Source organism: Actinomyces faecalis (assembly GCF_013184985.2).
Lineage (GTDB): Bacteria > Actinomycetota > Actinomycetes > Actinomycetales > Actinomycetaceae > Actinomyces > Actinomyces faecalis.
The window spans coordinates 944163-969147 of record NZ_CP063418.1; the positions used below are offsets into that span (position 1 = coordinate 944163).

The 24985-nt window shown below is 65.7% G+C and carries 15 protein-coding genes and 1 pseudogene; 13 read left to right on the top strand and 3 right to left on the bottom strand.

Annotated features, from left to right (window positions below):
- The first annotated feature begins 38 nt into the window (after window positions 1-38).
- The gene (locus tag HRL51_RS04080) at window positions 39-959 is read left to right on the top strand and encodes an ATP-grasp domain-containing protein (RefSeq protein WP_172121071.1); all 921 of its coding nucleotides are present in this window, start codon (window positions 39-41) and stop codon (window positions 957-959) included.
- A 67-nt stretch (window positions 960-1026) separates the two neighbouring features.
- Entirely contained in the window at window positions 1027-1410 is a 384-nt protein-coding gene (locus tag HRL51_RS04085; RefSeq protein ID WP_172121072.1) for a YccF domain-containing protein, read from the top strand.
- Window positions 1411-1981: 571 nt separating this feature from the next.
- Here HRL51_RS04085 and HRL51_RS04090 read toward each other — a convergent pair.
- Complete coding sequence (locus HRL51_RS04090; protein ID WP_172121073.1) at window positions 1982-2491, bottom strand: aminoacyl-tRNA deacylase; 510 nt, start codon at window positions 2489-2491, stop codon at window positions 1982-1984.
- 150 nt (window positions 2492-2641) lie between these two features.
- Window positions 2642-5407 carry an alpha-L-rhamnosidase gene (locus tag HRL51_RS04095; protein WP_172121074.1) on the bottom strand — a complete coding sequence of 922 codons (2766 nt, stop codon included), beginning with the start codon at window positions 5405-5407 and terminating at the stop codon, window positions 2642-2644.
- A gap of 184 nt (window positions 5408-5591) precedes the next feature.
- On the opposite strand from HRL51_RS04095, the pseudogene HRL51_RS11925 reads away from it, so the two are divergent.
- The 3 genes and pseudogenes from HRL51_RS11925 to HRL51_RS04110 all read left to right on the top strand — a co-directional run.
- Window positions 5592-6680, top strand: a pseudogene (locus tag HRL51_RS11925) (DUF1593 domain-containing protein); the annotation flags it as partial.
- Window positions 6681-6764: 84 nt separating this feature from the next.
- Window positions 6765-7274 carry a hypothetical protein gene (locus HRL51_RS11930; RefSeq protein WP_328705204.1) on the top strand — a complete coding sequence of 170 codons (510 nt, stop codon included), beginning with the start codon at window positions 6765-6767 and terminating at the stop codon, window positions 7272-7274.
- A gap of 622 nt (window positions 7275-7896) precedes the next feature.
- Window positions 7897-10044 (top strand): PKD domain-containing protein, encoded by a 2148-nt coding sequence (locus tag HRL51_RS04110; protein ID WP_172193202.1) that lies wholly within the window; start codon window positions 7897-7899, stop codon window positions 10042-10044.
- A 96-nt stretch (window positions 10045-10140) separates the two neighbouring features.
- On the opposite strand, the gene HRL51_RS04115 is transcribed toward HRL51_RS04110, so the two are convergent.
- A complete protein-coding gene (locus HRL51_RS04115) occupies window positions 10141-11202 on the bottom strand; it encodes a LacI family DNA-binding transcriptional regulator (RefSeq protein WP_172121077.1) in 1062 nt (353 codons plus the stop codon).
- Between the two features lie 263 nt (window positions 11203-11465).
- Here HRL51_RS04115 and HRL51_RS04120 point away from each other — a divergent pair, with 263 nt between their 5' ends.
- The 8 genes from HRL51_RS04120 to HRL51_RS04155 all read left to right on the top strand — a co-directional run bounded on the left by HRL51_RS04120 (window position 11466) and on the right by HRL51_RS04155 (window position 24972).
- On the top strand, window positions 11466-12998 hold the full coding sequence (locus tag HRL51_RS04120; RefSeq protein WP_172121078.1) for an ABC transporter substrate-binding protein: 1533 nt from the start codon (window positions 11466-11468) through the stop codon (window positions 12996-12998).
- Window positions 12999-13017: 19 nt separating this feature from the next.
- Window positions 13018-13980 (top strand): ABC transporter permease, encoded by a 963-nt coding sequence (locus HRL51_RS04125; RefSeq protein ID WP_218957656.1) that lies wholly within the window; start codon window positions 13018-13020, stop codon window positions 13978-13980.
- Window positions 13977-15773, top strand: a complete 1797-nt coding sequence (locus HRL51_RS04130; RefSeq protein ID WP_172121080.1) for a dipeptide/oligopeptide/nickel ABC transporter permease/ATP-binding protein — start codon at window positions 13977-13979, stop codon at window positions 15771-15773. Before HRL51_RS04125 ends, HRL51_RS04130 begins: the two co-directional genes overlap by 4 nt.
- A complete protein-coding gene (locus tag HRL51_RS04135) occupies window positions 15770-16603 on the top strand; it encodes an ABC transporter ATP-binding protein (RefSeq protein WP_172121081.1) in 834 nt (277 codons plus the stop codon). The genes HRL51_RS04130 and HRL51_RS04135 overlap by 4 nt, the downstream gene beginning before the upstream one ends.
- Window positions 16604-16635: 32 nt before the next feature.
- On the top strand, window positions 16636-19491 hold the full coding sequence (locus HRL51_RS04140; RefSeq protein WP_172121082.1) for an alpha-L-rhamnosidase: 2856 nt from the start codon (window positions 16636-16638) through the stop codon (window positions 19489-19491).
- Window positions 19488-20657, top strand: a complete 1170-nt coding sequence (locus HRL51_RS04145; protein ID WP_172193200.1) for a family 43 glycosylhydrolase — start codon at window positions 19488-19490, stop codon at window positions 20655-20657. The genes HRL51_RS04140 and HRL51_RS04145 overlap by 4 nt, the downstream gene beginning before the upstream one ends.
- A gap of 86 nt (window positions 20658-20743) precedes the next feature.
- On the top strand, window positions 20744-23212 hold the full coding sequence (locus tag HRL51_RS04150; protein ID WP_172121084.1) for a glycoside hydrolase family 3 N-terminal domain-containing protein: 2469 nt from the start codon (window positions 20744-20746) through the stop codon (window positions 23210-23212).
- A gap of 434 nt (window positions 23213-23646) precedes the next feature.
- Window positions 23647-24972 (top strand): DUF5605 domain-containing protein, encoded by a 1326-nt coding sequence (locus HRL51_RS04155; protein WP_172121085.1) that lies wholly within the window; start codon window positions 23647-23649, stop codon window positions 24970-24972.
- Window positions 24973-24985 lie beyond the last annotated feature (13 nt).

Below are 24985 nucleotides of genomic sequence, written 5' to 3' on the forward strand. Positions count from 1 at the left end.
GGCCGCGGGGGCGGGCGCGAAGAAGGTACGGTAGCGGGGTGACCAAACCGATCGTGACTCTCGCGACCTGCGCCGACTACCCGGACCTCGACGTCGACGACCAGGCTCTGTCTGACGCGCTGGCGGAGCGTGGTATCGAGCCGCGCGTCGCCGTGTGGAATGACCCGGACGTCGACTGGGACGAGGCCGGGGTCGTCGTGCTGCGCTCGGTACGTGACTATGCCAAGAAACGCAATTACGAGTCCTTCCTGGGCTGGGCGCACTCGGTTCCCCGTTTGCTTAACCACCCTGCCGTCGTCGACTGGAACTCGGACAAGCACTACCTCCAGCGGATGACCGGCCACGGCGTGCCCATGATCCCGACCATGTGGCTGGAGCCGGAGCAGGGCCTGTCCAAGCACCAGGTCCACACCCGCTTCCCGGCCCACGGTGACTTCGTGGTCAAGCCGGCTGTCTCCTCCGGTGGGCGTGGCACCGGGCGCTACACCGCCACCGACGCTCGTTCGCGCTCGGAGGCGATCAACGACGCGATGCACCACCTCGGACGCGGACGCACCGTCATGGTCCAGCGGTATCTGGAGGAGGTGGACCGTAAGGGAGAGCTCTCCTTGGTCTACTTCAACGGTGTGCTCTCCCACGCCGTGGAGAAGGCGCCGATGCTCCACCCCTCCTTCCGCTCCACCGACGAGGTCCACGAGGAGATCGTCACCGCGCGTGAGCCCAGCGAGCAGGAGTGGCTGTGGGGCGAGCGCGTGCGCAAGGCGATCCACGGCCTGATCAAGGAGACCGCGGGACGCGACATCCAGCTGCTGTTCAACCGCGTGGACGTGGTCGCGGACGGGCAGGGTGGCTTCTACCTCATGGAGGTCTCGCTCATCGACGCAGGCCTCTACCTGGGCTCGACGCCCGAGGCACTGACGAACTTTGCCGACGCGATCGCCCAGCGCGCCTTCTGGTGAGGCCCTGGCACGCGCTGAGGACCCGAGGGCTGAGGCGTGAGCCCTAGGAAGAGGAGACAATGAGACCATGAGAGCTCTGCTGAACATCATCTGGGTCGTCTTTGGTGGCTTCTGGCTGTTCCTGAGCTACCTGTTCTTCGGCGTCGTCGCCTGCGTCTTCATCGTGACGATCCCGGCAGGCGTGGCCTGCTTCCGCATCGCCGGCTACGCCCTGTGGCCCTTCGGGCGCACAGTCGTGGAGAGGCCGGGCGCCGGGGCGATGAGCGGGCTGTCCAACCTCGTGTGGTTCCTGGTGGCTGGCCTGTGGCTCGCGATCGGGCACGTGACGACGGCGGCCGCCCAGGCCGTCACAATCATCGGGATCCCGCTGGCCATCGCCAACCTCAAGATGATCCCGGTGACCTGCTTCCCCTTCGGCAAGGAGGTCGTTGACGGAGACGGCATCCTCTGACGGGGAACTGGCAACCGCCGGGCCTACCGTTCTCGACCTCGCCCCGAGGGGTAGGCGCGGTGCGCGAGAATGAGGTATCAGGGAACAGACCCGGGTATCGGTCTGTTATGACCGCTTTCGACCGTGACGCAGGTACGTGGTCAGCGCGGCAAGATCGAGCGCCGTCATTGCTCCCATGACTGCCATGAACCACGGGCTTCCACCGTCCAGTAAACAGGCCGCGCCGTACGTCGCTCCGCACGCTAGGACTAGCGTGGTGGTGTCCTTCATGTCTCCTCCTGACGGGTAGAGGAAGGTGCCTGGCCCCTCGTGGGAAGGGGCCGGGTGACCTCTCAGGGCTTCCGGTGCCTTCCCTTTTCGTGATGCTGGCTACCCCTTCATCGTGCTCGCTACCTGAGATAACAGCACAAGGGGTAGCGGTGTACACCAGGGGGTGCGGCGGCCACCAAGGGGTAGCGGCCAACACGACTTGTCCCACATCCCGGGACTTGTCCCTAGACGCGAGCCGCGACAGTGCGAGCAAAGAGACGTCGAGGGGAGGAGTGAGTCGGGCTAGGGACGATGAGTGCGCCTAGTCCTGCGCCTCCAGCGGGGCGAAGGAAGCCTGGGCGACGGCGGCCAGGTCTGCTGGCGCCAGCCGTACGCTGACCCCGCGCCGGCCGCCGGAGACGATCACCGAGTCCGCGTGCTCGACCGAGGCGTCGACGACCACCGGCATGCGCCGCTTGAGTCCGAGCGGGGAGATTCCGCCGACGACGGAGCCGGTGATGCGCTCGGCGTCAGCCGGTGGGATGAGAGCCGCCTTCTTCATCCCCAGCGCCTTGGCAGCGTGCTTGAGACTGAGCCGGTGGCTGACGGGCAGCACGCACACCCCGACCTGGTCGCCGTCGCCGACCAGCAGGGTCTTGAGCGCAAGGTCAGGGTCTACCGCGAGCTTGGCAGCCGCTTCCTGCCCGAAGCCGGTCGTGGAGCGGTCCGACTGCTCGTAGGTGAGGACCTCGTGCGCCACGCCCGCCCTGTCCAGGGCGAGAAGGGTCGGTGTGGCCGCGCCGGGCTGGGACCCGCGGTGCTTCTTGCTCATGGACCAGACCCTAGTCCTATCACCGCCGGCCCCGGCTCGTGGGACCGAGGCCGCTAGCCGGGCTCCGGAGAGAGCACGATGGTGGCGGACGTGACGCAGCGTGGGCAGCCGTATCGGGCTGCCCACGCTGCGTCAGTGACGGCCGAGGTCTCAGGCGCTCAGGTGGTGGCGGCCGTGCTCGAGCAGGACGCTCTGGCCGCCGGGCAGGCTCACCCTTGCCGTGGCGCCCACAGGGACGACGACGTCGAGGCTGAGCGCGCCGTCGTCGTCGGTCCTCCAGGAGGAGGCGGCCCAGCCCAGTGGCGTGCGGTGGACCGACTCGGCCCAGCTCAGGCCCCCACCGGGCTGCGGGGCGACCTCGATCACCCGGTAGCCAGGTTCGGCCGGGGCCAGGCCGCCGACGACCTGCTCCAGCCAAGCGGCTACCGCGCCGAGGGCGTAGTGGTTGAAGGAGGTCATCCCGCCGGGGTTGATCGAGCCGTCGGGCAGCATCGAGTCCCAGCGCTCCCACGTGGTGGTCGCGCCCATCGTGATGGCGTAGAGCCAGGACGGGCAGGAGGTCTCCATGAGCAGGCGGTAGGCCTCGTCGGCGTGACCGGTGGCGGACAGCGCGCCGGTGAGCACCGGTGTGCCGGCAAAGCCTGTGGCGACGTGACCACCGCTGACCTCAACCAGCTCGGCCAGGCGCCTTCCGGCCACGACCCGACGCTCCTCGTCCCCGGCCAGGTCGAAGGCGATGGTCAGGGCGTAGGCCGTCTGGGTGTCGCTGCTCAGGAGCCCGGTGCCGTCGGTGTAACGGGCCCGGAAGCCCTCGCCGATCGCGTCAGCGAGCTGGTCGTAGTGCCGTGCGTCCTCCTGCTCGCCCAGCACCTCCGCCCACTGGGCCAGGATCCGGGTGGAGTGGGCGAAGAAGGCCGTGGCCACGAGGTGGGGGTCGGTCATGGCCTGCATGGGGTCCTCCGGTGGCGCGGAGGGATCGAGCCAGTCGCCCAGCTGCATCGAGCAGTCCCACACGTGGTCCTCGTCTGCCAGGGAGTCGACCAGGTCCACCCAGTCCTTGGCCGAGTCGTACTGCTGGCGCAGCACTCCCGTGTCCCCGGTGGCGCGGTAGAGCTCCCAGGGCACGACCGTGGCGGCGTCGCCCCACACGGCGGCAGGCGTCGGCGGGGTCCAGAACCCGCCTGGGATGACGGGGACGTACCACGGGACGGTGCCGTGGGCATCCTGCTCGATCGCCAGGTCCTTCAACCACGAGGAGAGCAGGCCGGTGCAGGAGTAGTGGAAGGCGGCAGTGGGGGCGAAGGCCTGGATGTCCCCGGTCCACCCCAGGCGCTCGTCGCGCTGGGGGCAGTCGGTGGGGATGGAGACGAAGTTGTCACGCATGGACCAGCGGGAGTTCTCGTGCAGGCGGGTGACCCGCTCGTCCGAGGCGGCGAAGGCGCCCAGACGCTCCATCTGCGTGTGGAGCACGACGGCGAGCAGGGCCCCGCTCTCGATGGCGGCCTTGGCCTCGGCGGCTCCGCCGGGCCAGCCGGTGACGTCGACGTAGCGGAACCCGTGGATCGCGAAGGCGGGCTCCCACTCCTCAAGCCCGTCGCCACGCAGGGTGTAGACGTCGGTGGCCTCGGCCTCGCGCAGGGTCCGCATCCCCAGCTCGCCGCCGTCGAGCACCTCGGCGTGGCGGATGGTGACTGACTGGCCGGCTGCGCCGCTGACCTGGATGCGCACACGCCCGGAGACGTTCTGACCGAAGTCGACCAGCAGACGCTCGGGCGAGATCTCGATGACCTTGCCGCCCAGGTCGGCGGTGCGCCGCTCCATGACCGTGACCTCGACAGGGCGCAGGACCTCGGTGGCGCGCACGGGGGCGTCAGAGGGCATGACCAGGCGCTCGGCGTCGCTGGCGCCGACGGTGACCGGCCACCATCCTGACTCGTCAAAGCCCGGAGCGGACCAACCTGGGGTGGCCAGGCGGGCGTCGACTTTCTCGCCGTCGTAGAGGTCGGTGAACAGGATCTCGCCCACTCCTGCCTTCCAGGAGGAGTCGGTGGCGATGACCTGACGCGTGCCGTCGGCCAGGGTGACCTCGAGCTGGATGAGGGCCGCGACGTCGTCGCCGTAGAGGTTGCGGTAGCCGCCGTCGAAGCCGATGTGGCCGCGGTACCAGCCGTCAGCGAGCTGGGCGCCGACGGCGTGGGTGCTGGAGCCGTCCCCGCGAGCGGTCAGCAGCTCGGTGACGTCGTAGGCGCGGGCCACGATGCGGCTGCCGTAGACGGTCCACCCGGGGACCAGCTCGTCGGCGCCGACCCGTTGCCCGTCGATCTCGGCGCGGATGAGGCCGTGGGCGCTGACGTAGGCGCGGGCCGCCACGACGGGAGCCTCGAGCGTGAACTCACGACGCACTCGCGGGGGACGGCGGTCGGCCAGCGGGTTCTCTGGCCAGGCGGGGCCCACGGGCAGCGCCTGCCAGTCACTGGGCTCCAGCAGGCCGACCTCGTAGGCCACGGGGGAGGACCAGGGAGTGGCGGAGGCCTGATCATCGTCCGCCGCTGCCCCCGAGACGCGCACGCGCAGCACGACGCGCTCGCGTGAGGTCAAGGGCTGGGCGGGCCAGGCAGCGAGGACGCCGTCGGCTGCGGCAAGGGGGAGGACCTCAGGGGCGGCCAGGGGCGTGCCTGCGGCATCGGTGCGCGTGACCTCCAGCTCTGCGCCAGTGGCCTTCCACCCTGCCGGCGCCGTGGCGATCTCCCATGACAGGCGCGGAGCAGCCGCGGCTCCGCCGAGGACGTCTCCGGGCAGGTACTGCTCGAGCTTGAGGTGGCTGGGGGCTGCGAGCGGGCCGACGGGGTCGGCCAGGTCAGCGGCGCGCAGCTCGGGCTCGGGCGTGAGCGGCCGGATGGGGAAGAGGGTGGTCATGGGGCTCTCCGTTCGTCATTGAAGCGATTCAATCCTAGGGTGCGGGCCTGTCTTGGTCAACGCTCGTCGGCCGGGTCGAGGGGGCGTCCTGACCAAGCGACCCTCGCTTGCCTCTCGCCCAAAGGAGTGATATTCAGAAGTGAATCATCATGTCAATGAGGTTGTTCCGTGGCATGGTGGGGCCATGCTCTCTCAGCCCTTTCCCGTTGCGGTCCACCCTCGCACGATCATCACCACCGACCCGGAGCTGGACGACCTGAACTCCATGATCCGGTTGCTGACCTACGCCAACGAGATCGACATCCGGGGACTGGTCTACGCCGGCTCGCAGTGCCACTTCGCCGGGGACCCGCGGCGCGGCGTCGCGCCGCACCGCTGGCCCGCGCCGGGCGACCGCGGACACATTGACCAGGCGATCGACGCCTATGCCCAGGTCGAGGACACCCTGCGCGTCCACGACCCTCGCTACCCCAGCGCCGAGCACCTGCGCAGCCTGGTCCGTGTTGGCAACATCGCCGTCGAGGTTGAGATGGATGAAGTGACTGAAGGCTCGTGCCTCATCGCGGACTACCTGCGTGAGATCGCCCTGACGCCGGACGGCGCTACTGACGGCGACGCCGAGGCCCCGACCACGGGTGCGGCGGTGGCTACGGACACGAGTGAGCTTGCGGGCGTGAGCGAGGCTGCGGCGTCGGCGGGCTCAAGGTAACCGGCGGACGCGACCCGGCCACTGTTCATCCAGGCCTGGGGCGGCATCTCCACCATCGCTCGCGCGCTGCGCAGCGTGGCCGAGGAGCTGGGGGACCGCGAGGACTGGGAAGAGCTGCGCCAGCGGATCGTGGACCGTGTGGTCATCACCTCCTTCGGTGAGCAGGACTCGACGCTGGACAGCTACGTCCGGCCGCAGTTGCCGGGACTGGAGCACCGCGAGGTAGCCACCGAGACCTGGGGGTACATGACGCGCGGTGTCCTGTCGCCGGCGGACCGCGAGCTCGCCTCGGCCTGGTGGACCGAGCGCAGTATCAGCTCGCGAGGTCCCCTTGGCGCCGCCTACCGGGTGTGGGGCGACGGCAGGCAGATGGCAGCAGGATTCGATCGCGAGGACTACTTCTGGATCCAGGGCAAGGAGGAGGCTGAGCTGGCCGCTGAGGGCTACGCCGTGTGGTGCCCGGTGCAGGAGGCCGGCTCGTTCATCTCTGAGGGAGACACCTCCAACTTCCTCCTGCTCGTGCCTAACGGGCTGTCGAGCTGGCAGGACGCGACCTACGGCGGCTGGGGCGGGCGCCAGGCACCCCACCCGGAGCACACCGACACCCTGAGCTCAGACATGCGTTTCAACCTGCCGGACCTACCGGGAATGCCTGAGCTGCCGCAGCCGGCCTGGCCGCCCCTGGTCGTCGACCGCGACGCCGAGGGGGAGGCGCCTGCGGAGTCCCACGCCACGCGCTGGTGGCGTGCGGCCCAGCACGACTTCGCCTCCCGACTGGCCTGGTCGGTCACGCCCCGCTTCGAGGACGCGAACCACCCACCGGTGGTCAGCGTCGTCGGCGGACTCTCGCGCGAGCAGTACCCGGAAGGCGGGCTGCGGCGCGCGGTCCGGGCTGGCGAACGGGTAGTGCTCCAGGCCGAGGCCACCGACCCTGACGGCGATGTCGTGACACTGCGTTGGTGGGCCTACCCCGAGGCGGGACCGAGGCCCTGCCCTGTGGCGCCTGCCGTGGACGACGACGGCCAGGGTAGTGCCGTCGTCTCGGTCCCGCAGGAGGCTGAGCCTGGTCAGGAGATCCATCTCGTGGTCGAGGGGACGGACGACGGCGTGCCGGCACTGACGCGGTACCAGCGAGTGGTGCTGGTGGTGGCGGGGTAGAGGGGCTCCTGTCGCCGCCGGAACCCTCGGCTGTGCTGACGTCGTCGGGGGAGGGTGTTCCTGCGCGGGGTGGTACTGCGGAGAGGGCCCCGGGTGGCGAGCGACGGCTCGTCATCGGTGCCTGGCTTCCGGGGGGGGGCGACGATGCGGGGGCTCTGCGTGACTCGAGCCTATTGACGAGATCGAGGAGTGCCCTTATCGTCAAGTGTAGAACGGTCTACGAGTCTGGAGTCTGGAAGTGGGGCAACGGTGCCTCCGCTCTGCTCGCCGTTCCCCGACGCCTCCCAGCTGGTCGTCACGCGCTCGCCTTGTCGGCTCGTGGAGGCGCGTGTCGAAGGAGGATACGATGCTCGAAGGAATTGTCAGGCGTAGCCGTCAGCCAGTCGTGGCGTGCTTGCGTCGGCGGCAGGCGGGGCCTCGATCGGAAGGGTTGAAGCGAAAGAGCCGATTGGGCGCACGTCGCTCACTGCTGTGCGGTGCGCTTGCTGTCGTGCTCGGCCTCTGCGGTCATGCCGGGGCTGCGTGGGCTGCTCCTGCAGATGAGGCTGAGGCGTGCAAGGTCTCTCCGACGGGAGCCGTGCTCGTGACCGAGCAGTGCCTGGACGCCGACTATGGTCGTGTGGTGATTGAGTCCGAAGAGGATGTCACCTCTCCGACAACGTTACACATTGTTCGCGGGAGCTTCGAGGGCACGAAGTCACGCTTCGCCGTCTATCTTCCGCCCGCCCACCAGTGGAGCGGACGGTTCTTTCAGTACACCTACCCCCTGACTGACGAGAACGCGACGGATACGAGAGTGCTCTTCGGGGCTCAGTCAGGTGCCTACACGGTTCAGGCGTCTGGAGCCAGCGGCTACCGGCACGCGGCTGCCGCTGCGCGGGTGTCGCGTCAGATTGCGGCCTCGTACTACGGCAGCAGCGACCACATCTACGGGTATCTGTACGGTCCCTCCGGTGGGTCCTTCCAGACCATCGGCGCGGCTGAGGGCACTAGCGGTGTGTGGGACGGGTTCGTACCGACGGTGATGGGGACGCCGTCCTCCATCCCTCACAACTTCTTTATCCGCGCCATGGGCCGTCTGGTTCTCGGTGACGTACGGCAACAGGTCTCTGAGGCTGTGGTTAACGGGAAAGACCCCTATGTCGGCCTCAACGAGGCTCAGACCATGATGCTGGAGGAGATGACGGCACTGGGTGTCCAGCTCGAGGGATGGGAGGACCCCGATTATCTTCTTGGCTACACCTTCGACGACGGGCTGCTCGGAAACACGGCCTTGGTCAGGAGAATGGATCCGACCTACGTCGAGGACTTCTGGACCAAGCCTGGCTACCTTGGGACCGAGGCCTCCCCGCTGGGAGAGGCTGTTCGGGCCGCGCTCCTGGACACCACCGTCACTGTCAGCGCCGTGCACAGTCATGAGCCTGGAACAGTCGCTGAGCTCTCGACGCAGAGCTTGCCCCACGGGGTGCCGACGGAGGGATCGGACCTGCAGGTCATAGGCGATGACGGGGCCCCCGTGGGTGCGCTGGCTGGAACCGTGGACGAGACGGGGCGGATTCAGGTGGGCTCCGACACCGAGCCGGATGTGCTGGCGGCCCTCAAGGTCGGGACCCGGATCGCTGTGGACAACCGCTGGGCACTGGCAGTGCGTTCCTACTATCGGCACCAGCTGCCGGTGCAAGGGCTGGGTATGACCGCCTATGACCGGTTCTACGGTCCTGAGGGCGATCCACTCTTCCCACAGCGTAAGGTGAATCTCCCGGCAATGATGGCACGTTCGATCTCAGGAGGGGTTGGGTACTCGGGTCTGTTCGAGGGAAAGATGATCCTGGTCTCCAACCTGCAGGACGTTGACGCCTACACCTGGCACGCTCCGTGGTACGTCACTCGGGTTCGCCAGGTGCGAGGAGATCAAGGTGTGGACGAACGGCTGCGCATCTACGTCAACGAGAACGCGGATCACCTTGAAGGACCCGTGGACGGGGAGAAGGCTACTCGTGTCGTCTCCTACGACCCTATGGTGGAACGAGCGTTGCGTGACCTGGCTACCTGGGTCGAGGATGGTTCGGAGCCTCCTGCGTCCAGCACCTACCGCGTCGACGGCGGGCAGGTAGTCCTGCCGGCCTCGTCTGCCGAACGAGGTGGCGTTCAGCCTGTGGTGAGCCTGAAGGCCTCGGTGTCGACCGTCGAGGTTGGCCAGACCGTCCGCTTGGAGGCCAAGGCTCAGGTGCCTGCCGCAGCCGGCCAGATCGTGGGCTTCGAGTGGGACCACGACGGCAGCGGTCATTACGGCGAGGCCGCTGAGGCATCGGGTAGTGCGGTAAGCATGACGACGGAACATGTCTTCACCCAGCCAGGTACGTACTGGGTCACGGTCCGGGCTACGGCAGCCGTGGATCGGGACAGCGCCTTTGCCCGGGTACAGAATCTCGCTCGGGCCCGCATTGAGGTGGTACCCACGGAGACGACCGACCTCGACCCTGACCCGGCTGAGAAGCCCGACCCAGAACCTTCGCTAGGTACAGGGGTGGGTCAAGGCCTGAGAGCGCCTGTGTCCGTGACCTCGCCGTCGGCGGATACTGGGACGGTAGCCCCGCGTTCGGAACTGGCAGTGTCTGCGAGGAGCGAGGCGGTCGGTAACGGCCCGACCTCAACGACACGTTCGGCAACAGGTCTAGCGAGGACGGGGCCTGCGGTCACTGTTCTGGCGGTCCTGAGCCTGGCGGTCAGTGGCGCTGGAGCGCTTCTGATGACTCGTAGACGGGTCTGAGGACAGGCGACGGTCTGTGGGAACGAGACTTTGCGTTCCCACAGACCGTCCGCCAGCCCAGGCCTCCTGAGCACCCGTACAGGCGTGGCTCGGTCTTCAGCGCGATCGCTGCTGAGGTGGGGGAGCGGTGGTGGTTCGTGTGACGAGCGCGGGCTCAATGACGCGGAGGCTTGCCTCGCTGCGTCCACCGATCCGTTCAAGTAGCAGCTCGATCGCTGCTTCACCTGTCTGCTTCCCCGACTGGTCGACAGTGGTCAAGGAGACCCGCCGCAGACCAGAGGTGTGGACGTTGTCGTAGCCGGCGACGCTGATGTCCTGTGGTATGTGCAGGCCTTGTTCCTCAAGGTAGTCCAGTGCTCCGAAGGCGACGGCGTCGGTGCCTGCGAACAGCGCGGTGGGTCGGTGCTTACGGGCAAGTGCCCGCTTGGCGGCGCTGCGTCCACCTGCCTCGGAGTAGTAGGTCTCGATGATGTCTGGAACGAGGCCGTGGCTGTCCATCGCCTCGATGAACCCTTGACGCCGCATGGTCTGGGACAGCTGATAGCTGTCCTCCACGCTGGAGACCGGCATGGTCGTGTGGGCGATCCACTCGTGCCCGAGGGAGACGAGATGGTCGACCATGAGCCGTGCTCCGAGTCTTTCGTCAGTGACGACAGTGTCGAACAGCTTCGGCTCGCCGTGGAGCGCTACGGTCACCAGAGGGGTCGTCCGGGCGAAGTGACTAAGAGCAGACATTCCCAGCCTGGGGGAGATGAGGACAATGCCGTCAACCTGCAGGTCGACGAGCGCGTCGATGCGTCTGCGATACCCCTGTGGTGAGGTTCCGGCGATAGTGAGGATGTCCTGGTAGTCGGTACGACTGAGCCGGGAGGCGATAGCTTCGGCCACCTCGAACTGGAAGGGGGAGGCGAAGTCAGTCAGGACCAGTCCGATGGTCTGAGAGCTGCCACGCATCGTGCGGGCGCCTGTGCGGGGGCGGTAGCTGAGCTTGTCGATCGCGAGCTCGACTCGTTGCCGCATCTGGTCGGAGACGCCGTAGGCGTTGCGCAGCACCTTGGAGACTGCGGCAACTGACACTCCGGCCTCCGCGGCCACGTCCTTGATTGTGGCGCGCTTGGGTGGCTTGGAGGGGGTGGAGGTGCTCACGACATTGGACACAGGGACATTCTAGAGGAAGTAGATCGTTCGACGTAATGCTTCGGGTGATCGAGCAGAGAGGGCTGAAAGCCGGAGAGACGGTGGGGCTGATGGAGCGGCTGCACATTTTGTAAATGCGTGCACCAATCTGCTTGACGGATCTCGGAGTTCTTCGTTATCCTCTATGTAGAACGTTTCACATACCCACTGTGCAAGGTTCCGGTCGGACGTCGACGGCGACCCGGCCAGGAGTTCGTATCCCCATCTGTCCAAGGGAGGACATCATGCGACTCATTACCCGTCGTTCCGTGCTGACCGGCTCCGCAGCGGCAGCTCTCGGTCTGGTTCTGGCTGCCTGCACCGGTGAAGGGGGGTCGAGCGCGGGCTCGGCGTCGGGCGGATCCAAGGACACCCTGACTCTTGGAATGACAGCAGATATTCAAGGGTGGGATCCTGCTAACCAGCCGGGCTACCAAGGATGGCCCGGTGAGGCCGTCTGGGGGCTGGTGTGCCGCATTGACGAGTTTGGTGAGCTGTCGCCGAGCCTGGCCGAGTCCTGGGAGATCAGCGAGGACCGGAAGAGCTTCACCGCTCACCTGCGTCCGGGAGTCACGTTCTCTGACGGCACCGCGGCAGACGCTGCGATGGTCAAGGCAAACTTTGAGCTGGCGGCGTCGACTGAGGCTACCCGTAGTCTCTATGAAGGCATCACCTTCGACGTCCCGGATGCCCAGACCATCACCATCAGCTGGCCGGATCCGCAGCCCCTTATGAACGATCGCATCTTCAGGGTCAAGCTGACCTCTCCGGCACTCATCGAGTCGGGCGACCTCAATGACAAGCCGGTTGGCTTCGGCCCGTACCTCCTGGACGAGGCTGGGACCACACGTGGCTCTGTCTACTCCTTTATGAAGAACGAGGACCACTGGGAGGCTGACGCGTATCCGTACGCCAAGCTCGTGTGCAAGGTCTACGACTCGGAGACTGCTGCTCTCAACGCGCTCAAGACCGGTCAGATCGATGGAACCCTCGTCAACGCCCAGTCCTATGACGAGGTGACTGGCTCTGGCTTCGAGATGACAGAGATGAATGGTCAGACCACGCGTCTGCTGCTGACGGACCACAAGGGCGAGATCATCCCGGCCCTTGGCGACGTCCGCGTCCGCCAGGCGATCAACATGGTCTTTGACAAGCAGGCCATGGTCGACAACCTGTACGCCGGGCACGGTGAGGTGTCGCACCAGATCTTCCGACCGGGCTCGAAGGCCTACATCGAGGACCTTGCTGACCCGTATCCCTTCGACGTGGACAAGGCGAAGGCCCTGATGGTCGAGGCCGGCTACGCAGACGGGTTTGAGATCGAGCTACCGACGATGGCGGGGCAGAACCACGAGGTACTCATGCCCTATGTCACCCAGCAGCTCGCCGAGCTCAACATCACGGTGAAGCAGGTTCCGCTCACTGGAGCCAACGCTATCGGTGACCTTCTCTCAGGCACATATCCCGTTGTGCTCTGGCAGCTCGGCAACTTCGGTGCCTCCGCGCAGGACATCGACATCGTGGTACGGGACACGGGTTACTGGAACCTGGAGCACCAGAGCGACGACTACGTCAACGCCCAGTGGGACATCATCTGCACCGGTACTGATGAAGAAGCCGAGGCAGCGCAGAAGGCTATCAACCAGTACGTCATTGACCAGGCCTGGTTCGCGCCCATGGTCAACCCCACCTCCTTCTACGCGCACACTTCCGACGTCGTCATCGACCATGTCTCGGACAATGAGGGATTGGCGCCTAAGCTCCGGGACTTCCAGTGAGCACCTGCTGCGTGAGTAGGTGGGGGCGCTGATCATGCTCGCCTCGGTGGGGAAGAACCTCCTGCGGTCCGTGGTGGTTCTCGTAGTCGTGACCTTCGTCGTCTTCCTCCTCATGTACGGCAACGGGCCGGGTATCGCCCGGGCAGTGATGGGGATGCAGGCTGAGGTCACTCAGGAGAGCGTGGCCGCCAAGATGGCCGAGCTCGGCCTTGATCAGCCCCTTCTCATCCAGTACTGGCACTGGGCCCAGGACCTGCTGACGGGGGACCTGGGGCGCTCCTTCTACACCGGCCAGTCGGTGACCGAGGCACTCGCGACGCGCGTTCCGGTGACCCTGGCGATCGTCGTCATCGCTCTGGTCCTGACAGCGTTCCTCAGCGTGGTCCTCGGCGTCACTGCGGCGGTCAAGGGAGGCTGGGTCGACCGTCTCCTCCAGCTGGTGTCGATCGTCGGAACCGCAGTCCCCTCATTCATCACCTCGATCGTCCTGGTCTTCGTCTTTGCGATCTTCTGGCGTGTACTTCCTGCAACCGGATACGTCTCGCCTGAGGTGTCACTGGGGCGATGGGCTGCTTCCGTCGCTCTACCGGTACTGGCGCTTCTCATCGGTGCTGTCTCCAGCGCTGCACAGCAGTTCCGCACAGCGACTCTTGACCAGCTGGGTAAGGACTACGTGCGTACCCTCCGCGCACGGGGCGTGGACGAACGGGCAGTAGTCTTCCGCCACGTGCTGCGAAACGCTGCAGCGCCGGGGCTGACGGTCCTGAGCCTGACGGTCTTCTCCCTGCTTGGCGGTGCGGTCTTTATCGAGCAGGTCTTCGCCCTACCAGGTCTAGGTCAGCTGGCGAACTCCTCAGCGCAGATCTTCGACGTTCCCATGGTCATGGGCACCGTCGTCGTCACGGCCGTCATCGTCCTCATTGTCAACTTCCTGGGTGATCTCGCGATCACCCTGCTCAACCCGAAGGCGAGGACGCGATGAGCTCTCCGACTGACACGAATGTGCTCGCCCCCGCTTGCGAAGAGGGCACGGCGGTCGCGGACGGCCGGGAGAGCGCTAACCATGGCGTCATCTCCAGGCTCTTGCGCGACCCGGTGGCTGACGTGTGCCTGCTCGTCGTGGCAGCTGTCGTGATCACGGCGATCTTTGCCCCGGTCCTGTCCCCCTACGGCCCGAACGTCACGGACCTCGCGGCTACCAACGCAGCGCCGGGAACACCGGGTCACCTTCTGGGTGGGGACGGCTCTGGGCGCGACATCCTGTCCCGCCTCATCTGGGGGGCACGGCAGACGGTCGTCTCGTGCCTGATCATGCTCGCGGTCTCCCTCGTCGTCGGAGTGAGCAGCGGTCTCGTCGCGGGCTTCTATCGGGGACGTCTCGAGGCCGTGGCCGGCTTCGTGACTGACGTGCTGATGTCGTTGCCCTCTATCATCCTTCTCATCGCGCTGTATGCGGTGACTGGACCGAATATCCCGGTGATGATGGCTGTCTTCGGTCTGCTTACCGCTCCGACCTACTACCGGTTGGTGCGATCGGTCGTCGTCTCTGCACGTCAAGAGCTCTACGTCGATGCCGCACGGGTGGTCGGGCTGTCTGACGCCCGTATCATCGGTCGCCACATTCTGTGGGCGGTGCGCGCGCCGATCGTGATCCAGGGGGCGTTCATCCTTGCCTCGGGTATCGGCACCGAGGCAGGTATGTCCTTCCTCGGACTGGGAGACCCAGCCGGTGTCTCCTGGGGCGTCATGCTGCAAGTGAGCCTCAACAGCATCTACAACAACCCGGTAGCCGTGGTGTGGCCTGCCCTGGTGATCTCAGTGGTCATCCTCGTCCTGATCCTCCTAGGCAACGCCTTGTCCGACGCCCTTCAGGCTTCTGCCCGTGCACGGAACGTCACTGATCGCCAACGTCGTTCGGCGCTGGAGTCGACGCGTGCGGCTCATGCCCAGGACCACGTCCGTACCCCAGATCCTGAGGCAGCAGTGTCAGTCCGCGGGCTGCGAGTCGGGTATCCGACGGACTCAGGTTTCCGCGAGGTCGTCCACGGCGTTGACCTCGACCTGCGCAAGGGGGAGATCCACGCGCTCGTGGGGGAGTCCGGCTCAGGGAAGTCGCAGATTGCGTTCTCGGTCCTGGGCATCCTCCCCAAGGAAGCTCTCAGGCTTGGTGGCAGGATCATGGTCGATGGCGTCGATGTCCTCGGTGATCCAGCAGCGATGCGTGCTGTACGTGGACGCACTGTCGCCTACGTGCCTCAGGAGCCGATGAGCAACCTTGACCCGTCGTTTACGATCGGCAAGCAGCTGGAGTACGGGATGCGTGCCACTACGAAGTGGACACGTGACGAGATCCGCGAGCGCATCGTCTCCCTCCTGCATGCCGTGGGGATCGATGACGCCGAACGGGTGATGGGGCTGTATCCCCACGAGATCTCAGGCGGCATGGCACAACGAGTCCTGATCTGTGGTGCCCTCGCCTGTGAGCCTGAGGTGATCGTCGCCGACGAGCCGACCACGGCCCTGGACGTCACGGTCCAGGCCGAGATCCTGGATCTCCTGCGTGACCTGGCACGCCAGAGGAACATGTCAGTTCTTTTCGTCACCCACAACCTCGGAGTCGTGGCTGACCTGTGCGACACGGTCTCGGTGATGAAGGACGGCGAGGTTATTGAGACCCAGGACGTGGAGTCCTTGTTCGCCACGCCCCGCGAGCAGTACACACGCGAGCTGCTGGCCGCCTCGCTCAGCGTTGAGATCATGGAGATGGAGTCATGAGCGGATCTGACACACCACCGCTTCTTGAGGTCGAGGACCTCGTCGTCACCTTCCCCGGAAGCGGTCGAGGCCCTGGAACGACTGTCATCCACGGAGTGAGCCTGGAGCTCCATGAGGGCGAGACCCTCTCGCTCGTGGGGGAGTCAGGATCAGGAAAGACGACCATCGGACGAGCGGTCCTGGGCCTGGCTCCGGTGTCTGGCGGGGAGATCCGTCTGAGAGGTCAGCGGATCTCCGGCGTCGGCCGCTCTCAGCGTCGCGCGATCGCGAGCCAGATCCAGGTCGTGTTCCAGGATCCCTACACCTCCTTGAACCCGGCTATGAGAATTGGCCAGATTCTGGCTGAGCCCCTCCAGGCTGCCGGCGTTCTCGACTCCGGCCGCCGGGTTCGGGAGCTGCTTGACGCCGTGGCGATGCCTGCGGACGCAGCAGGGCGATATGCTCGCGAGTTCTCTGGAGGCCAGCGGCAGCGCATCGCCATCGCTCGCGCGCTGGCTATGGACCCCTCAGTCATCATCTGTGATGAACCGACTTCTGCCCTTGACGTCACGACCCAGGCGCGGGTTCTTGACCTCTTTGAGCAGATCCAGAAGGACCGAGGGGTTTCTTACCTCTTTATCAGCCACGACCTGGGCGTGGTCAATCGCGTCTCTGACCGCATTGCGGTCCTGTACCAAGGACGCGTGGTGGAGACAGGGCCTGCTCGGCAGGTGGCGACGAAGCCAGCTCATGAGTACACCCGCCGTCTGCAGATGTCCGCGCCAGTCGCGGACCCCGTCAAGCAGCGTCGCCGACGCGCTCTGCGCCAGGCCACCTACGCACGCCCCTGAGGGTAAGCCCCACTGACCCACGGAGAAGACCTATGAACGTTCTGCCCCCGTCTTGCGAGGACGTGACTATCACCAGGCTACGCCTGGAGCATCACCGGCCGGAACCACGTGTGCTGGCCGTTGAGACACCGGCTCCGCGCCTGTCGTGGTGCGTTGAGCACGCACCGGGTGGGTGGGTGCAGCGCGCGTACGAGATTGAGGTGACGCGGCAGCCTGGCGTCCAGGCCGTAGTCGTGAGCTCCTCTGAGCAGGTCCTGGTGCCGTGGCCGACCTCGCCGCTGGGCTCATGTGAGGTGGCGAGCGTACGGGTTCGGCTTCTAGGGGTGTGTGGCGAGCAGGAGGGGTGGAGCCAGTGGTCGGCCCCGGTGGAGGTGGAGGCTGCCTTACTTGATGCCGATCAGTGGTTGGCGTCGTTCATCTCTCCTGTGGGCGTCGGGGAGCTCGATCACAGCGCACCAGTGCTCTCGACGAGCTTCGAGCTTCCTGAGGGCGTGCGCTCAGCCCGTCTGAGGGCGACCGGGCACGGCCTGGTTGAACCTCGGCTCAACGGTCAGCGTGTGGACGATTCTCTTCTCAACCCTGGATGGACAGCCTACGACCATCGGCTCCAGGTCGTGACCTGGGACGTGACCGCGCTGGTGAGCTCTGGGCTCAACCGGCTGGACGTCCTGGTCGGCAACGGCTGGTGGAGGGGGCACGTGGGCTACTTGGGGGATCGCTGCTTCTATGGAGACCGGCTGGCCCTGAGCGCTCAGCTTGAGGTCGAGATGCGTGACGGGCAAAGGCGTGTCATTGCGACTGGCCCGTCCTGGACGGCGTACGAGTCCCAGGTTGTGTCTGACGACCTGTATGACGGGCAGTACACCGATCTTCGGCGGACGGTACCTTGGGCGACGGACAAGGTGCCGTCATGGCCTGTCGAGGTTGTCAGCGCGGCACCAAGGAGCCGGGAGCACGAGGAGGTCGTGCTGTGCCCGCAGGCTGCTCCGTTGATCCGCCCTGTCGATCTCCTGCCGGCCCAGGAGGTGTGGACCTCTCCGTCAGGCAAGACACTCGTCGACTTCGGTCAGAACGCTGTCGGGGTCGTGCGTCTGACCGTGCGAGGCCTAGCCCGTGGGACGTCCGTGGTGATCCGCCACGCTGAGGTCCTGGAAGGCGGTGAGCTCGGTACGCGTCCGCTTCGTGGGGCACGCGCTACGGATACGTGGATCCTCGGTGGTCCTGAGGAAACGGTTCTTGAGCCCACGCTCACGCTCCACGGCCTGCGCTATGCCGAGATCACGGGTGTGCCCGATCTTCAGGCCGAGGACGTCTCACTAGTGGTGATCGGCTCGGACATGGAGAGGGTCGGTACCTTCCGCTCCTCACACGACCTGCTGAACTCCCTGCACCAGAACACGGTGTGGTCGACCCGGGGCAACTTCGTCGGAATCCCGACTGACTGCCCGCAGCGCGATGAGCGCCTGGGATGGACAGGCGATATCGCGGCCTTCGCGCCGACAGCGTCCTTCCTCTACGACACGGCGTCATTCCTCTCCTCGTGGCTCCATGACCTCGCTGCGGAGCAGCGAGACGACGGCACGGTGGGACATGTTGTCCCTGCCTTCCAAGAGGCCGAGGAGCCTGCGGCAGCAGCGTGGGGAGACGCAGCGGTCCTTGTTCCCTGGGCGGTATACGAGGCCACCGGTGACGCGGAGGTCCTGCGCGCTCAGCTGGACTCGATGCAGGCGTGGGTTGACCGCGAGGCGGAGCTGGCGGGGACAGACCGGATCTGGTCTGGAGGCTTCCAGTACGGGGACTGGCTGGATCCGACGGCGCCGCCTGAACGTCCTGCGGACGCCGCCACGGATCCTGACGTCGTGGCGACAGCCTGTTTCTTCCGGTCGGCGCGTGTGCTGGCTGAGGCGGCGCGGGTCCTGGGGAAGACGAACCTGGCTGAGCGGTACTCCCGCATGGCTGCGGAGGTCCGGGACTCCTTCAACCGTGCCTTCGTCACGCCGCAGGGGCGCATCCACTCTGACGCACAGACGGCCTACGCGATGGCGATCGTGTGGGAGCTGCTGGTGACCCCGCAGCAACGGGCCTTCGCGGGCGAACGCCTCGCCGATCTCGTTCGTGCCTCCGGCTTCCATATCGCGACCGGGTTCGTAGGCACGCCGCTGATTGTCCAGGCCCTGGCCATGACGGGGCACGAGGAGGTCGCAGGACGGTTGCTGTGCCAGACCGAGTGTCCTTCCTGGCTCTACCCGGTGACGATGGGGGCGACGACGATCTGGGAGCGCTGGGACTCGATGCTGCCGGACGGACGTATCAACCCAGGGGAGATGACGAGCTTCAACCACTACGCGCTGGGCGCGGTGTCAGACTGGCTGCACCGAGGGCTGGCTGGGCTGTCGCCAGCAGCGCCTGGATGGAGTCGCGTCCTGGTCCGCCCGACCCCTGTGCCAGGAGTCACCTCGGCGCAGGCCTGTCACCTGTCCGCCTACGGACAGGTAGCGGTCGAGTGGGAGCACGACTCGCACACCCTGACCGCTCGTATCGATATCCCGGTCGGTGTCACGGCCGACGTCTGTCTCCCCGGTCAGGCACCAGTGTCGGTCAGTCACGGGCATCACGAGCTCAGCGTGGCGTGGGAGGAACAGGCACCTCGGCCTGTCAGCACGGTCCGTGAGCTGATCGACGACCCGGCGTCGTGGTCGGCCCTCGTTGACGTCATGGCGCATGCTGGCCCGCTCACGATCGGTTCGGCTCAGGTCGCTGCACGCCTGCGCCGATACCTGGATCATCCGGTATCTGTGGTTCCTGACCAGATGGCTCCGGATCCTCGGTTCACACCAGCAGGCCTCAAGGAACGCCTGAATGATCTCATCGCGGAGGTGGCACGATGAGCCAGGCGCATCTCCTTGAATCCGGGAACCCGCTCGCTGACCTGGCCCCGATTCACCCGGACTCGCTACCTCATCCCGAGCGTGGTGGGCGACGTGACCGGATTACGCCGGGAAAACCGTGGTACGACACCGAGGGCAAGAGGATCCAGTCCCACGGCGGCTCCCTGATCGTCGTTGACGGCGTCTACTACTGGTACGGAGAGAACAAGGAGCGCACCACACCTGATGGCTCGATCTGGCACTGGGGGGTACGCGCCTACCGGTCGCAGGACCTGGTGAACTGGGCAGATTGCGGACTCATCATCCCGCCCGACCTTGCTGACCAGCACTCCCCGCTCCATCCCACGAGCAAGATGGACCGGCCGCACATCGTCTACAACGAGGACAGTGGCCTGTTTGTGTGCTGGATCAAGGTCATGAGTACTGACGGGCAGCGTTCCAGCGTCCTGGCCTCTCCCAGCTTCCTCGGTCCCTACCGTTTCATCCACCGGGACTTCAAGCCTCTGGGAATGAATGCCGGTGACTTCGACCTGGTTGTGGACCCGACTGACGGCAAGACCTACTACTACTTCGAGCGGGTCCACAGCGAGCTCGTCTGTGCTGACCTGACTGCTGACGCCTCGGACGTCACCGGCTACTACTCCACTCATTTCCCGTACAAGCAGCCTCCGTACGTGCGTGAGGCACCTGCGTACTTCGAGCGCCACGGGACGCACTACCTCGTAACCTCCGGGACCACGGGATACCTGCCTAATCCCTCGATGGTGGCGACGGCACCTAGCTACCACGGGCCCTGGCAGGTCCAGGGCGACCCCCATCCTGGGGACACTTCCGCCAGCTCCTTCCGATCCCAGATTTCCAGCATCTTCAAGGTCCCAGGCAAGGACGACCTCTACATCGCGCTCGCGGACCGATGGCTTCCTCGGTGGGACGGGGACTCCGGGCTCGTGCAGGAGGGGTTTGCTGAGCGTTTTCGTCCCATGGGAGGTCAGCAGACCGAGGCCGTGACCACGAAACCCCTGTCGCCGGCTGTCCGGGCCTCGCTCTACGAGGCTAACGGTGCGGATACAGCAGTGGCTGACTATGTCTGGCTGCCCTTGCGATTCGAGGGAGACCGGGTGGTTATCGACTGGCTGGACTCATGGAGCCCTGATGACTACGACTGAGCGCGAGCAGCGGCAGGGTGATCTGCCCCGGCCGCGCGAGGACAAGCAGCTGACCTAGACCGATGACGATTGATGGAGACACCACCATGACAAGCGATGTCGACTGGCTCAACAGGAGCCTGAGTGACAGCGAGAGGGCAGCCGCGCTCCTCGCGGTGATGAGTACTGAGGAGAAGCTGAGTCAGCTACAGTGCATCTTTCCTCGGCAGTGCTCCTCAGAGCTTGACTCCTCGGACTTGCTCGCACGTACTCCTTTAGGCGTCGGACACGTCACGACGCTGGAGATGAGACAGCTCACCAGCCTGGACGAGACGGCTGAGTTCCAAAGAACCGTCCAGAGGCAGGTGATTGACCGCCAGCCGCACGGCGTCCCGGCGATCTTCCACATGGAGGCTCTCGACGGCGCCTACCTACCTGGCGCGGTGTCCTTCCCAAACGCGATCGGGCGAGGGGCGTCGTTCGATCCCGACCTTGAGGAAGAGCTGGGACAGATCGTTTCCGCCCAGGAGCGTGCTGTAGGCATCACCTACTCGATGGCTCCGGTCCTCGACATTGCGCGGGACCCACGGATGGGACGTTTCGGGGAGGCCTACGGTGAGGACCCGACCCTGTCCGGTGTCATGGGGGCCGCGCTGACGCGTGGTATCCAGGCCTGTGACGGCAGCGGGCGACGCTCTGACGCCGTCGCAAAGCACTTCCTCGGCTTTCACGGATCCGAGGGGGGTATTCACGGCACGCACGCGAGCATCGGGTCGCGTCTCCTTCGTGAGGTCTACGCCAAACCGTTCCAGGCCGCGATCAACAGTGGGCTCAAGGGCGTAATGCCCTGCTACAACTCGGTCAACGGCGAAGTGGTCTCTGGATCTCGAAGGCTCCTGACCGGGCTCCTGCGCGAGGAGATGGGATTTGAGGGCACCACGGTTGCCGATTACGGGGCGATCGGGAACATGCACTTGTTCCAGCGCACGGCTGAGACCTTCGCCGACGCAGGCCAGCAGGCGCTTGAAGCCGGTCTGGACGTGGAGTGGCACGAGATCCAGGGGTTTGACGAGGAGCTGGCCGAGCGTATCCGTACGGGTCTGGTTGACATGAGGGTGCTCGACGCCGCGGTGCTTCGTGTACTGACTGCAAAGTTCCGGATGGGCCTGTTTGAGGACCCGTACGCGTGGCAAGGTGAGCAACTGCGGGAGCCGTTCAGTGGTGACGCTGACACCAGAGCCAGGAAGGCCTCGTTGCAGTCGGCTCGCGAGTCCATCGTGCTGCTCAGGAACGACGGCGTTCTTCCCCTGGGCTCGGGTGCTTCTCAGAGCATGGCCAGGATCCTGGTCGTTGGGCCCCAGGCCGTGAACGCGCGGTTCTTCTTCGCCGGATACTCCCACTTGTCAATGGCGGAAGGGGTCCTTGCTGCTCGCAAGTCCATGGCTGGCACGATTGACACCGGGGCGCAGCAGGCCACGGGGTACCCGACCGTCCCTGGGACTCTCATCCAGAGTGACGAGACGGCTGAGTTCGACGCCCTCCTGGAGACCTTCCACGCGGGGACGCCGACCCTGGTAGAAGAGCTGATCCGTCGTCTGCCAGATAGCGAGGTGCGCTGGGCACGGGGCTATGAGATTGCAGGGGATAGCCAGTCCTCGTGGGGCGAGGCCCTGGAGGCAGCCCGTGACAGCGACCTGGTCATCTGCGTTCTCGGAGGCAAGAACGGCACAGGCTCGATCGCGTCGATGGGCGAAGGAGTCGACTCGACCACCGTGACGCTGCCCCCGACCCAGGAGGGCTTCTTACGTGAACTTGCTGCTCTTGACATACCGGCTGTTGGCATCCATCTTGACGGTCGTCCTGTCTCATCGGACCAGGCTGACCAGATGAGCGCGCTCGTGGAGGCGTGGAACCCGGCGGAAGCAGGGGCGCAGGCTGTCGTCGACGTCCTGGTAGGCGAGGTGAACCCAAGCGGGCGGCTACCAGTTTCTGTCGCCCGTAGCGCAGGACAGGTCCCGGTCTACTACAACCACCCCAACGGCTCGCAGTGGCACCAGGGTGCCTCGGTCGGCTTCCCCGAGTACGTGGACATGCCTCATACCCCGCGCTACCCCTTCGGGCACGGTCTGAGCTACACCACGTTCGCGTACTCGGACCTGGTTCCTTCCGCTCCCCAGGTTGAGCCGGGTCAGATCGTGACGGTGAGCGTGACGGTGATGAACACCGGCGACCGTGTCGGCACAGAAGTGGTTCAGCTCTATGCGACGGACAGCTACGCCTCGATGAGCCGCCCGGTGCAGGAGCTCATCGGGTTCCAGCGCGTGCGTCTTGAGCCCGGGGAGCAGGCTGAGGTCTGTTTCGAGGTCAGCCCTGAGCTCATGGCGTTTCTTGACCGAGAGATGGCGTGGGTAGTGGAAGGAGGGGCTCTGGACCTGCGTGTCGGTTCCTCCAGCGAGGACGTGCGCGCTGCGACAACGCTGCAGGTTGTGGGGAGCGCTGTCGTCGACCCGCGGCGCCGTCCATTGCACGCCTCTGCCCAGGTTCGCCAGGTTCGTGGAGAGGACGGACGGGCATGAGAATGATGGACAGCCAGACGCCTGTCCGCGCGGTTCTGGCCTCGGCACAGGCCCGGACGGTTGTGGCAGCCAAGGTAGAGGGATTCGGGCAGGGGGAGGACCTTGCCTCGCAGCACCCTGAGTTTCCTATCGGCGTGATTCTCGGCATAGAGCTTGGACACTCCAGCCCCGCCTGCCTAGAGGTCCTGGACAGTCTCAGCACTCTTGAGGACCCGACACCTCTACCCCGACGCCGACCTGCACGCCGGTTACGGACGCTGAGTCCGCAGCAGGCTCTCTCGGCTCGTCTGACGTGCCCTCAGGGAGGGCGGGTCTGGGAACCGGTCGACGTCGTCGTGGAGCTCCCCGGAGCCGGGAACCTCCTGCGAGACCTCGAGGCCGGTAGCGCGGTCCGTCTCACGGCTACAGGACCGCTGCGAGAAGGTACACCTACCGTGCGTCGCGCTACGGCGTTCTACGACCGTGGAGACTTCCTGGTGATGAGGTTCCTGCCTGACACGGCTGGGACGTGGACGGTTGACGTCACGGGGCTCAGCGAGGCCGGGGCCCTGAGAGCACAGGTGGAGGTCGGGGCGCCTGCTCCTGGTGAGCACGGCCCGGTTGTCGCGAGCGGCACACGTTTCGAGCACGTGGACGGCACTGCTTACACGCCGATCGGTACTACTGCCTACGCCTGGATCCACTCCGGTGAGCAGACTCGTCGCCAGACGCTTCGCACGCTCGAGATGGCCGGCTTCAACAAGATCCGGATGTGTGTCTTCCCCAAGCACTACGACTACAACCGGGCGGCGCCGGAGTCCGTTCCGTTCCTCTCGGCAGGACCAGGACAGACCCAGTGGGACTGGGACGCGTTCAACGCTGAGTTCTTTGACAAGCTTGAGGGTTGTGTCCGGGAGCTGGGACGTCTGGGAGTCGTCGCCGACCTGATTCTCTTCCACCCGTATGACAGATGGGGATTCTCCACGATGTCTCCGGACGTGGACGAGTCCTACCTCCGGCATGTGGTGCGCCGGCTGTCGGCCTTCCCAAACGTCTTCTGGTCGCTGGCTAACGAGTACGAGCTGGTCACGGCCAAGAGGCCTGCTGACTGGGAGAGGTTTGGTCAGATCGTCTGCGAGGAGGACGGAGCCGGGCATCCGATCGGGGTCCACAACATCACTGACGCCTTCGATGCCACGGTCGACTGGGTGACACACGTCTCCTTCCAAGGCGGTGGTGACACGGTGGGGCAGAAGATCGATGAGCTGGCCACGCGCTTCGGAAAGCCTGTCGTGATCGACGAGTATGGGTATGAAGGCAACCTGGAGTTCGGGTGGGGCAACCTGACCGCTCAGGAGGAGCTGAGACGCTTCTGGATCGGGATCCTTCGTGGGGCGGGCATGACCCACGGTGAGACCTACTACAGCGATGACGGCATCTGGTGGGCGAACGGAGGACGGCTCAAGGGAGAGGCGTGGAAGCGAATCGCCTTCCTACGGCAGTTTGTTGACGCTGCTCCACACGGCTTCCTGACCCCTGTACGAGGTGGGGACGACTCGAGCTACGTCGCCGAGGACGGTGAGGACTACCGCCTGATCTACATGGGGAGGTCTCAGCCTCATCGTTGGCGGCTCCGGGTCCCGCAGGGACGGATAGCGAGTATCGATCTCATTGACACCTGGGCGATGACGATTGAGACCGTCTTGTCTGAGGCCCAAGGACAGGTGGAGGTCGCGCTCCCGTCCCGGCCGTGGATGGCGATCAGGGTGCGTTGCTCCTGACCAGGGCTGAGGG

What these genes read in the sequence shown, in the direction of transcription:
- HRL51_RS04135 (WP_172121081.1), top strand. Translation starts at nt 15,770, where the DNA reads ATGAGCGGATCTGACACACCACCGCTTCTTGAGGTCGAGGACCTCGTC.
- HRL51_RS04140 (WP_172121082.1), top strand. Translation starts at nt 16,636, where the DNA reads ATGAACGTTCTGCCCCCGTCTTGCGAGGACGTGACTATCACCAGGCTA.
- HRL51_RS04095 (WP_172121074.1), bottom strand. Translation starts at nt 5,407, where the DNA reads ATGACCACCCTCTTCCCCATCCGGCCGCTCACGCCCGAGCCCGAGCTG.
- HRL51_RS04150 (WP_172121084.1), top strand. Translation starts at nt 20,744, where the DNA reads ATGACAAGCGATGTCGACTGGCTCAACAGGAGCCTGAGTGACAGCGAG.
- HRL51_RS04085 (WP_172121072.1), top strand. Translation starts at nt 1,027, where the DNA reads ATGAGAGCTCTGCTGAACATCATCTGGGTCGTCTTTGGTGGCTTCTGG.
- HRL51_RS04130 (WP_172121080.1), top strand. Translation starts at nt 13,977, where the DNA reads ATGAGCTCTCCGACTGACACGAATGTGCTCGCCCCCGCTTGCGAAGAG.
- HRL51_RS11930 (WP_328705204.1), top strand. Translation starts at nt 6,765, where the DNA reads ATGCCTGAGCTGCCGCAGCCGGCCTGGCCGCCCCTGGTCGTCGACCGC.
- HRL51_RS04145 (WP_172193200.1), top strand. Translation starts at nt 19,488, where the DNA reads ATGAGCCAGGCGCATCTCCTTGAATCCGGGAACCCGCTCGCTGACCTG.
- HRL51_RS04090 (WP_172121073.1), bottom strand. Translation starts at nt 2,491, where the DNA reads ATGAGCAAGAAGCACCGCGGGTCCCAGCCCGGCGCGGCCACACCGACC.
- HRL51_RS04120 (WP_172121078.1), top strand. Translation starts at nt 11,466, where the DNA reads ATGCGACTCATTACCCGTCGTTCCGTGCTGACCGGCTCCGCAGCGGCA.